Genomic DNA, 2,892 nt, shown 5'->3' with positions numbered 1-2,892 from the left:
TCGGACGAGTAACTACGGACGACCGAGCCGGTAACCCACGCCGCGGATCGTTTGAACGATTTCCGGCCGGCCGATTTTCGAGCGCAGCGTCGCGATGTGCACGTTGAGGGTGCTGTAGGCGCCCGGCCACGGCCGGCCCCAGATTTGTTGCACCAGCCGATCGCGCGAGCACACTTCGCCGTCTTCTTCGGCGATCAGCGCGAGCAACTGGAATTCCTTTCGGGTCAACGTGATCCGAGTGTTGGCAACGGTGACGATCTGACGCATGAGATCGATGTTGACATCGGTGGCCCGGATGACTCGCGGCCTCGCCTCGGTCGGCCGATAACGACGGAGCACCGCATGGATCCTGGCCAAGAGCTCGGCGACGTCGACCGGTTTGACCACATAGTCGTCCGCGCCCGCTCGTAAACCCCGAACCCGGTCGTTGGTGCCCGCCCGGCCGGTCAGAATGATGATCGGGGTATTGCTCTCCGCGCGGATCCGGCGGCAGAGGTCCAGGCCGTCCACGTCGGGCAGGGAGAGGTCCAGAAGTACCAGATCAGCGCCGTCCAGCTGGTCCGGTACGGAGTCGCCGGCGCTGACGTGCGGGACCGAGAGCCGGTACTTCCGCAGAGCGCTTGTCAATGCTCCGGCAACCTTGTAGTCATCTTCGACCAGCAGTATTCGGGTCATTTCTCGCTGCCTTGACGTGAGGTGAGTTCGTATCTACTGGAACACGATTGTAGCGGCACTCGTCGCCATTCACTCGAGACTTGATATAGATTTAGCGTACTGGCGAGAACATTGTTAATATTCCTTTAAGCTACTTTCGTTCGGTAGCTGATCGTTGCACAATTAACCACATGTGAAACCGGCGCAGCGTCAAACGTTTGGCGGCGAGTTGATCCGTCGTCTCCGCACATTCAGGTTGACCGCGTTGTGACCAGTAGATGCCAGAAAAATTTGAGGGGGAGTATGTCCGCGTCCGCAGGTAAGGCCGCACCCGTTCTGGATGGTCCGGGAGCCACCGACTACGCGCGGTACATGCGCACCGACGAGCTGTTGACGCTGCAGAAAGAGCCGGCGGAGATGGCTCATCGGGACGAGCTGCTGTTCCAGACCGTGCACCAGACCACAGAGCTGTGGCTCAAACACGCGTGTTTCGAGCTGTCCACCGCCGCGGGGCTGATCGCCGAGGACGACCTCGAGGCGGCGGTGCTCCTGGTGCGCCGGGCCTGCCTCGGGGTGGAGCTCTGCACGGATGCGCTGCGGATGCTCACGCACATGGCACCGGCCGACTTCCAGCAGGTCGCCGCCGTGCTGGGCAACGGGTCCGGCCTGGAGTCGCCGGGCTGGCGCGGCGTGCGCGCGGTCAGCGGCCGGCTGGGCAAGGCGTTCGACGCCCGGCTGCGGAACGACGGGCGGCCGCTGGTCGCGCTGTACCGGGACGCCCGGCCGACGAACCGGCTCTACCAGCTCGCCGAGTCCCTGGTGGCGTGGGACGAGGCGATCAATGTGTGGCGGGTGCGGCACTACACGATCGCCGTGCGGATCCGGGGGGCAAAGGCGTTCGGCACCGGCGGCCAGCCGGTGGCGATGCTCAACTCCCTGATCCACCGCAAGTTTTTCCCGGAACTGTGGGAAGTCCGCGACGCCGTGGCCGGCACATGATCACCACGGTGCTCTCGGGCACGGCCGACCCCGCCGGGTTTCCGCTGCTGGCCGTTGCCTCGGAGGTGTTGAAGAGCGGCAAGCACTTCCTCGACCCGGAGTCGCTGGAGGCGCTGCGCCGAGCCCGGCTGACGGTGACCGCCTCGGCCCACTCCGCACGCCGGTCGCTGGTGCTGAACTTCCTCGACGTGGTGCTGGACAAGGCCGACGGCCGCTACGACTACCTCACCTACACCGCCCAGCCGCTGTTTCCGATCGTCACCGACGACTCGCCCGACCGGCGGCGGGACCGCACGGTGGCGCTCCTGCTCGCCGACCTGCTGACCTTCGAGCTGACCGAGCTGGCGGGCGAGCTGGACGTGCTCCCCGAGATGCGGCCGTCCCCGGAACTGGTGGCCAAGCGCCTCCGGCTCGCGCTGCGGGCGGCCCGCCCGGCGGCGCAACGGGTGGGCGTAACCGACGATCTGGACGGTACCGACACCGGCCCGGACCCGGCCCGGGAGTTCGCGGCGGCCGTCATGGCCACCGGCACGGCCGCCGAGCGCGATCTGCTGTGCCTCACCATGCAGCCGGTCGCCACGCTGCACGACGAGTACCTGTTCCTACGGGTGCTGCAGGCGTTCGAGGCGACGTTCGCGGCGCAGGCGCAACGGCTGCGCGCCACGATCACCGCGCTGGACGCGGGTGACCCGCTGGCGGCGGCCAGGCTGCTCGAGCGCAACAGCGAAGAGCTGCGCGAAGCCGGCACGATCTTCTCGCTGATCGCGACCATGCAGGTCGAGGCGTTCCGAACGTTCCGGGCGTTCACCGAGGGCGCCAGCGCAATCCAGTCGGAGAGCTACAAGGCCATGGAGTCGCTGTGCCGGCAACCCAACCCCGATCGGCTGGCCGGCCTGCCCTACACGTCGGTGCCGAAGGTGCGCGAGGCCGTTCTTGCCGGTCAACCGACCGTATGGGAGGCAGTCATGGCCGCCGAAGGCCGGATTGGCGCTGACGACGCTCGTGTCCTCGCCGAGGCGATGTCCGAGTACGAAGCGGTCATGCGCCGCTGGCGCCGCACCCATCACAGCATCGCCGTGCGGATGCTCGGCGACACCGCCGGTACCGGCTATACCGTCGGTACGCCCTATCTTCGATCCGCCATGGATTTGCCCGTCTTCGACATGGTTGACCCTCGGCGCGGGATCACTCCGAACGGGGGATCCGCAGCAACTCGATGATCGTGTCCAGCTTGGCGCC

General features: G+C 66.7%; 3 protein-coding genes. 2 read left to right on the top strand and 1 reads right to left on the bottom strand.

Annotation, left to right across the window (positions count from 1 at the left end; all coding sequences use genetic code 11):
• Positions 1 to 12 precede the first annotated feature (12 nt).
• On the bottom strand, positions 13 to 675 hold the full coding sequence (locus ABEB12_RS34565) for a response regulator (protein ID WP_185063278.1): 663 nt from the start codon (positions 673 to 675) through the stop codon (positions 13 to 15).
• A gap of 282 nt (positions 676 to 957) precedes the next feature.
• Between ABEB12_RS34565 and ABEB12_RS34560 the strand changes: the two genes are divergently transcribed.
• Both ABEB12_RS34560 and ABEB12_RS34555 read left to right on the top strand, forming a co-directional pair.
• Positions 958 to 1,653 (top strand): tryptophan 2,3-dioxygenase family protein, encoded by a 696-nt coding sequence (locus ABEB12_RS34560; RefSeq protein ID WP_185063279.1) that lies wholly within the window; start codon positions 958 to 960, stop codon positions 1,651 to 1,653.
• Between the two features lie 8 nt (positions 1,654 to 1,661).
• Complete coding sequence (locus ABEB12_RS34555) at positions 1,662 to 2,873, top strand: tryptophan 2,3-dioxygenase (RefSeq protein WP_221498438.1); 1,212 nt, start codon at positions 1,662 to 1,664, stop codon at positions 2,871 to 2,873.
• Positions 2,874 to 2,892: the final 19 nt, after the last annotated feature.

Source organism: Actinospineispora eucalypti, assembly GCF_039543365.1.
GTDB classification, from domain to species: Bacteria; Actinomycetota; Actinomycetes; order Mycobacteriales; family Pseudonocardiaceae; genus Pseudonocardia; species Pseudonocardia eucalypti.
This window is presented reverse-complemented; position numbering and strand designations above follow the sequence as displayed.

Excerpts from the sequence above, each read along its gene's own strand:
- ABEB12_RS34565 (WP_185063278.1), bottom strand. The coding sequence starts at position 675 with ATGACCCGAATACTGCTGGTCGAAGATGACTACAAGGTTGCCGGAGCA.
- ABEB12_RS34560 (WP_185063279.1), top strand. The coding sequence starts at position 958 with ATGTCCGCGTCCGCAGGTAAGGCCGCACCCGTTCTGGATGGTCCGGGA.